5 protein-coding genes are annotated in these 6,122 nt (G+C 69.6%); 1 reads left to right on the forward strand and 4 read right to left on the reverse strand.

What is annotated here, in order from left to right:
- Nucleotides 1-197: 197 nt before the first annotated feature.
- The 3 genes from QZY48_RS27390 to QZY48_RS27400 are packed head-to-tail and all read right to left on the reverse strand — an operon-like array spanning nucleotide 198 to nucleotide 3,797.
- Nucleotides 198-1,343: a glycosyltransferase gene (locus QZY48_RS27390; RefSeq protein WP_295436763.1), complete on the reverse strand. Its 1,146-nt coding sequence runs from the start codon at nucleotides 1,341-1,343 to the stop codon at nucleotides 198-200.
- Nucleotides 1,333-2,472, reverse strand: a complete 1,140-nt coding sequence (locus QZY48_RS27395; RefSeq protein ID WP_295436764.1) for a glycosyltransferase — start codon at nucleotides 2,470-2,472, stop codon at nucleotides 1,333-1,335. The genes QZY48_RS27390 and QZY48_RS27395 overlap by 11 nt, the downstream gene beginning before the upstream one ends.
- The gene (locus tag QZY48_RS27400) at nucleotides 2,469-3,797 is read right to left on the reverse strand and encodes an O-antigen ligase (protein ID WP_295436765.1); all 1,329 of its coding nucleotides are present in this window, start codon (nucleotides 3,795-3,797) and stop codon (nucleotides 2,469-2,471) included. The genes QZY48_RS27395 and QZY48_RS27400 overlap by 4 nt, the downstream gene beginning before the upstream one ends.
- Nucleotides 3,798-4,146: 349 nt before the next feature.
- Between QZY48_RS27400 and QZY48_RS27405 the strand changes: the two genes are divergently transcribed.
- A complete protein-coding gene (locus QZY48_RS27405) occupies nucleotides 4,147-4,524 on the forward strand; it encodes a DUF2845 domain-containing protein (RefSeq protein WP_295436767.1) in 378 nt (125 codons plus the stop codon).
- 239 nt (nucleotides 4,525-4,763) lie between these two features.
- On the opposite strand, the gene QZY48_RS27410 is transcribed toward QZY48_RS27405, so the two are convergent.
- Nucleotides 4,764-5,870 (reverse strand): lipocalin-like domain-containing protein, encoded by a 1,107-nt coding sequence (locus tag QZY48_RS27410; protein ID WP_295436769.1) that lies wholly within the window; start codon nucleotides 5,868-5,870, stop codon nucleotides 4,764-4,766.
- Nucleotides 5,871-6,122: the final 252 nt, after the last annotated feature.

Raw genomic sequence — 6,122 nt, forward strand, 5'->3', positions numbered from 1 at the left:
CGCTAGCTCGATGGCCAGCGTGCGGGGCGGCGTAGTCAGGGCTTCCAGCCCTGACTGTTCCAGCCCCGACACCGTCAGGCCAGGATGGCCTGACTACGCACTTTCACGGTAAAGCCGCTCCCACAGCGTCGCTGCGCGACTTTTGCGGCAACGCCTCGACCTGCGGCGCGATCAGCCCCCAACGGGAGGTCGAGGCTTCAGCCGCCCGGCGCCGCCAGCGAACGGAAGAACTCCAGATAAGCGCGGGCGGCGGGGATGAGCCGATAGGGTTGCGTGGCCTCGCGCAGTTCGTCCCGGTCCAGGGTGTCGTCGGCGAGCCAGCGCAGACTGACATCGATGGCGTCGGTCAAGCCGTGCAGGTCGCCGAGCCGCACCAGCGGCCCCAGGCGCCCGTCGCGCAGCAGGTCGCGCACGCCGCTCGCGCAGTCGGTGGCGACCACCGGGGTGCCCAGGGCCAGGGCCTCCACCAGCGCGTTGGGCAGGCCCTCGCGGCGTGAGGACAGCACCAGCAGGTCGGCACGGGCGAGGTACGGGAAGGGGTTGGCGATGAAGCCGGGCAGGTCCAGGCGGGCGCCGAGGCCGAGCCCCTGGGCCAATTCGGTGAGGTGGGGCCGCTCCTTGCCCTCGCCGATGATGATGAGCCGCGCCGTCGGCTGGTGCGCGCGGGCGAAGGCGCGCAGCAGGGTGGCGAAGTCCTTGACCCGGCGCAGCCCGCCGAGCGCGATGACGACCGGGGGCCGGCCCGGGCCCCGGGGTTGCGCGAGCCAGGGGTGGGGGCAGGGGGCGGCGGCCAGGTCCGCCAGGTCGTCCGGCAGTATGGGGTTGTGCAGGACGGCGATGGGTACATCGGTGACCCCGAAGACCTGCCGCAGGTCCCCGGCGACCGCCGCGGAGACCGCGGTGATCCCGTCCAACTGCCGGTAGCAGGCGCCGATGCGGCGGGTCTCCCGGCGGGTCTTGAGCGGGTTCCAGCGGTGTGAGTGGAAGCGCCCGGACATCAGGGTGCCGACCGCGGCGACCAGGCGCGTGGCGCCCCCGGCCTGCCGTGCGAGCACGGTGCGCGCCGCCAGGGCGGCCAGGTCGTCGGCGAGCTTGCCGGTGACCAGACAGTCCGGGCGCTCGTGCTGCATGAAGGCGCGCAGGAACTCGGTGCGGGGCTCGGTGACGTGCAGGACGCACAGGCCGGGCTCCGGGTCTTCCAGATACGCGTGCTGCGGGTCGCCGACCAGGAGCCAGGTCTTGGCCCCCAGCCGGGCCAGTCCGCGGGCCAGGTGCGTGAGGTTGCGCTCGACCCCGCCGCCCTCGAAGTCGGTGACCACCAGGGCGATGCGCTCAGCCGACATGATTGACCTCGCGCGCGGACCCGAGCATCAGGGCGAGATAGCGATCGGCGTTGCGCTGCGCCTCGTAGCGCTCGCCGCCCTGGCGCAGGGTGGCGGCCGGGAGCGGGTCGGCCAGGGTTCGGGCCATGGCGTCGGCGAGTGCCCGCGGGTCGCCGGGCGGGACCAGGGGGCCGAAGCGCCCGTTGGCCAGGATCTCCCGCGGGCCGGCCCCGCACTCGGTGCTGACGACCGGGGTGCCGAGTGCGAGCGACTCGATCAGGACCGTGGGCAGGGCATCCCAGAACGAGGACAGCACCACCAGGTCGGCCCGACGCAGATAGGGATAGGGGTTGGCCGCCCAGCCGGGCATGTCGACCGACTCGGTGAGCCCCAGGTCGGCCCGGACGGACTCGATCTGCGGGCGCAGTCGCCCGTCGCCGATGATCAGGAGTCGGCAGTCAAGTCCCGCGCGCAGGCGGGCGAAGGCGTGCAGCAGGGTGGGCAGGTCCTTCTCCACTTCCAGCCGGCCGGCGAAGACCAGGACCGGGGTGCGCGCCCCGGAGGGGTCCGCGCGGAACCAGGGGTGGTCGATCGGCGCCTGGGCCAGTTCCAGCATCCGCGCCGTGACGATGGGGTTGGGGATGGTGGTCACCGGCGCCGCGGCCCCCAGGAGGGCGTGCAGGTCCTGTGCGGTGTCCTGTGAGATCGCGACGAGGCCGCGGTTGCGGCGGTACCAGTGCAGGACCTCGGCGCGCCGGCGGCGGCCCTTCCAGCCCTTGAGGTGGTCGAGCTTGACACTCATGCGCCCGTGCACCGTGACGAAGACCGGCGTGCCGGTGCCGGCCAGGCGTGCCGCCTTGAGGGTGAAGACGTCCTCGCGGATGCGGTGGGTCAGGACCGCCGCCGGGCGGTGCTCGCGCAGATACAGGGCCATGGCCGGGACCCGGGTCCAGGGGCCCATGCGGCCCATGGCGAGCACCCGCACCTGGGGGTCGGTGGCCTCGGGGATGGGGGCGCGGGAGGCGGTGACCAGCAGATCCGTGGGGGTGCCGCGGGCGACGAAGCCGTTGGCCAGGCTGGCGGCGATCTTGGCGGTGCTGCCGCCGTCGAAGGGGCCGCAGTAGACGGCCAGGCGCGGGGGCTTGGTCATGATCCGTCGGACCGCTGCCCGGTGCCCCAGGGGCGCAGTTGGAAGCTGTAGAGGATGCCGAGGAACAGGATGAAGAAGAACCGCAGATCCAGATTCATCAGGCGGAAGTCGTAGAGACAGTAGAGCAGCAGCATGACCCCGCCCAGGGTCAGGAAGGCGCGCAGGTCCGGTGCCGCCCGGGGGTCGGACCACAGGGTGCGGTAGGCGCGCCCCAGCACCGCGAGCAGCGCGGCGGCGATGAGGACGCCGACCAGGCCGAAGCGGGCCAGGGTCTCGATCGCCGCGCTGTGCAGGTGGGAGGCGGCGGGGGCATGGGCCCGTTGGTAGTCGGAGACCGCCAGGATCCGCCTTGGTATCAGGAACTCGGTGGTGCTGGTCCCCGGGCCGAAGCCCAGCAGCGGGCGCGCGCTGAAGGCCTGGAGCCCGACCTGCGCCAGATTGAGCCGGATGGCGACGGACGCCGCCTCGTTATAGCTCAGCTCGCCCTGGCTGCCGAGGGTGAGTTCGCGGAGATCCGCCAGTTGGCGGTCCCGCGTGGTCCACAGGAGCGCCCCGGCCAGGGCGACGAACAGGAGCGCGGAGGAGACCAGGGCCAGGCGCGCCTGCCACGGTGCCCGCCCGTCCTGTCGCCCTGGGTTGCGCCATCGCAGCAGGGCGTAGGACACCCCGACGACGGCGAGGCCGACGGCCGCCCCCCGGGACTGGGTAACCACCAGGACCACCAGCAGGAAGGCGAGCCCCAGGACCCAGAGTGCCCAGCCGAGCAGGGGCCACGCCCGTCCGCCGATGCGGACCCCGGTGATCCGGGCGCGGAACAAAGAGAGCCCGACCAGCATCACCGAGGCGATGAAGGCGAGCCCCAGGGCGGCGTAGCCGAAGTGGTAGCGCATCCCGGCGAGCACCAGCGGTGTGAGGGACCAGTCGGTCTTGTGCAGGACCCCGAACACCAGCCCCAGGAAGGCCGCCCCCAGCAGCGGCCAGACCTGATCGGGGTCGCGGCGCAGCCACCAGGCGGGGATGATGAAGAGCAAGGGTGTCACCCAGGCCGAAATCGCCCGCCACTGGTCCGCGGCGGTATCCGGGAACAGCCAGGCGGCGCGCCACGCCAGCGCGCTGGTGACGGCCAGCACGCCGAGCAGCAGCAGTAGGGCCGGCTCCCGGCGCAGTTGCCGCCAGTGGCCGGGGACCTCGGTCAGGAACAGCGCGGCGAGCAGCGCCAGCGCGATGTTGGCCGGCGCCGTGAGTGACCAGGCGCAGAAGGCGAAGATCAGCAGCAGGACCCGGGCAATCGCGGGCTTGCGGGTCAGGATGGGACTCAGGGTCATGCGTGGCGGCTCGTGGTGGGGAACCACCGGCGGCGGTGGGGCTTGGTCCTGCGACCTGCAGGGTCGGGCGTGGCCGGCGGCGCTTCACCGGGATTTGGCCGGGGCCTGGTGCCATGGTAAAGCAAAGCGTGCCTGACTTGCCGGGGAACCGATGCCCCTGGCCGCCGCCGGGGCGGCCGAGCTGCGCGGCGGTCGCACACGAGTTGCTTGCCGTCACTCGGGTCCTGACCGCCTTGACCGGACTTACGATGAAGGCCCCGGCAGAGTACAGAAAATGGTCTATCCTTGGTTGGCAATGATCCGGTCGGTACCACCGCGGAGCAACCGTAACTCAAGCTGGAGAGTCCTGATGAAACTGTCGACGTTGGCGCTCGCCTGGTGTCTGGCCGTGATATCCCAAGGTACCTGGGCATCGCCATTCTATTGTGGAAATGTGCTGGTATATACCGGCGACACCATGCGGCAGGTTTATGACAAATGCGGGGAACCTTACCAGCGCGATAGCCGCGTCGAATATCGAAGAACGATCCTGAACTGGGTGCCCTCGCGCGAAGCAGTATTGCAGGATCGGGGAATAGCCTACCTGCCTGGTGTGGGTTACGTCCACGATCAACCGATCAACATCGATGAATGGGTCTATAACTTCGGTCCCGGCAGTTTCATGCAATTTCTGCATTTCGTGAATGGTCAGCTGACTGACATCAAGGATTTGGGGTATGGCAACTGATTGGGCTATGGTGCGGACCCCAGGAACGGTTCATTAATATGTGAAACAAGTTCATTAGGAGTGCTCTCAGCGCCGTTGTCGTTGTCGTTGTCGTAATCGAGGTTATCGTAGCGCCCAGGATTTTCTCGCGAGCCGATTTGCAGCGTTCCTACGATTACGACAACGACAACGACAACGACACGATTGTGTTGTGTTTAACTTGTTCTTGACTCGTTACTCAGGCGGCCCCCGGTCCCTGCTCACCCCACCCTGATCGTCTCCCCATACCCGGTCATCTCCAGATACCCCCGCCCGACCTCCCGGCCATCCTCCTGCGCCCGCACCGCGCCTTCCCAATAGACGGTGCCGGTGGAGCGGCGGCTGTCGAGTTCCTGGTCGTCCATGAGGGGTGCGAGCTGCAGGGTCCGCGTGCCGATGCGCACCCGCCACTCGACCGGGTAGTCGATACCGGTGCGCGGCGAGCGCCAGCGGCGCAGCGGCTCGAAGGTGACCGCATCCGGCGCCAATGCCTCGGGAGCACCCCCCGCCGGTCTTAGAGTGGCGGCGGACCAGATGGACTGACCCGCGGCGCCGCGCATCCGAAAGGCCATCAGGGCGCCGCCGTCAGCGAGATTCAGTGCCATCCAGTCCCAGCCCTTGGCGCCGGGGGGCAGGTATTCGCTCGACCATTCGTGGTCCAGCCAGGCCAGGCCGGTCACGGCCTGGCGGCGGCCGTCCAGCGTCACGGTGCCGCCGACCTGTAGGTGCGGGCGGCTGTAGTAGTAGCTGGCGTTGCTGGGATCGGGGGCCTTGCGGCTGAACCCGGCGGTGCCGTTGAGCATGGGCGGGCCGTCCGGGATCAGCGTCAGGTCATAGCCGAACCCGTCGCCGTCGATCCGCGCCCGATAGCGGTCCGCGTCCTGCTCGAAGCGCCAGTCGCCGACCCAGACCCCGGTCTCGCCGGTCTCGCACCCGGCGCGGCCCAGGGCCACCCGGGCGGCGCGTTGGTCGTGGCGCAGACGCCCCAGACGCGGATCGGCGATGGCCGCGTGGGCGAGGATCAACTGGCGGGGCGCGAAGGCGCTGGGGTTGTGCTCCCCGATACCGGTGCGCACGCGAAAGAAGGTGCTCTGGAAGCCCAGCGGGCTGCCGTCCGGCAAGGTCAGCCAGCCGGTGGCGTACCACCACTCGGTGCGAAAGCCGGGGTGGGCGCCGTGGTCCGAGGGGAAGCTCAGGGTGCGGCCGGGGACTACCGGGTCGAATACGACCGGCGGGGCCTGAGCCGACACGGGGGCCTGGTCCGATGCCGCCGTGGCCCGCAAGACCGGCAGGCTGGCGAGCGTGATAAGGAGGGTGCGTCGATTCATCGTTCTAAGCTTCGATGGCCGTGAGCCCCGAAGGGGCGTGACATACCAGCCCAGGGCAACGCCCTGGGTTGACCGTGCAATTCAGCCCAGCCCTGTAAGGGCGTGACATCAAGGGGCGGGGCCGTAACCGGACCTCCATGTCACGTCCTGTCGTTGTCGTTGCCGTTGTCGTGATCGTAATCGAAGAGGCGATGCAATTTGGTATGCGAGAGAATTCCGGGCGCTACGATAATCTCGATTACGACAACGACA

Origin of the sequence: uncultured Thiodictyon sp., from assembly GCF_903828115.1 — a bacterium.
Classification (GTDB): domain Bacteria; phylum Pseudomonadota; class Gammaproteobacteria; order Chromatiales; family Chromatiaceae; genus Thiodictyon.

Coding starts and splice junctions, on each gene's coding strand:
- QZY48_RS27390 (WP_295436763.1), bottom strand. CDS start 1,343: ATGTCGGCTGAGCGCATCGCCCTGGTGGTCACCGACTTCGAGGGCGGC.
- QZY48_RS27395 (WP_295436764.1), bottom strand. CDS start 2,472: ATGACCAAGCCCCCGCGCCTGGCCGTCTACTGCGGCCCCTTCGACGGC.
- QZY48_RS27400 (WP_295436765.1), bottom strand. CDS start 3,797: ATGACCCTGAGTCCCATCCTGACCCGCAAGCCCGCGATTGCCCGGGTC.
- QZY48_RS27405 (WP_295436767.1), top strand. CDS start 4,147: ATGAAACTGTCGACGTTGGCGCTCGCCTGGTGTCTGGCCGTGATATCC.
- QZY48_RS27410 (WP_295436769.1), bottom strand. CDS start 5,870: ATGAATCGACGCACCCTCCTTATCACGCTCGCCAGCCTGCCGGTCTTG.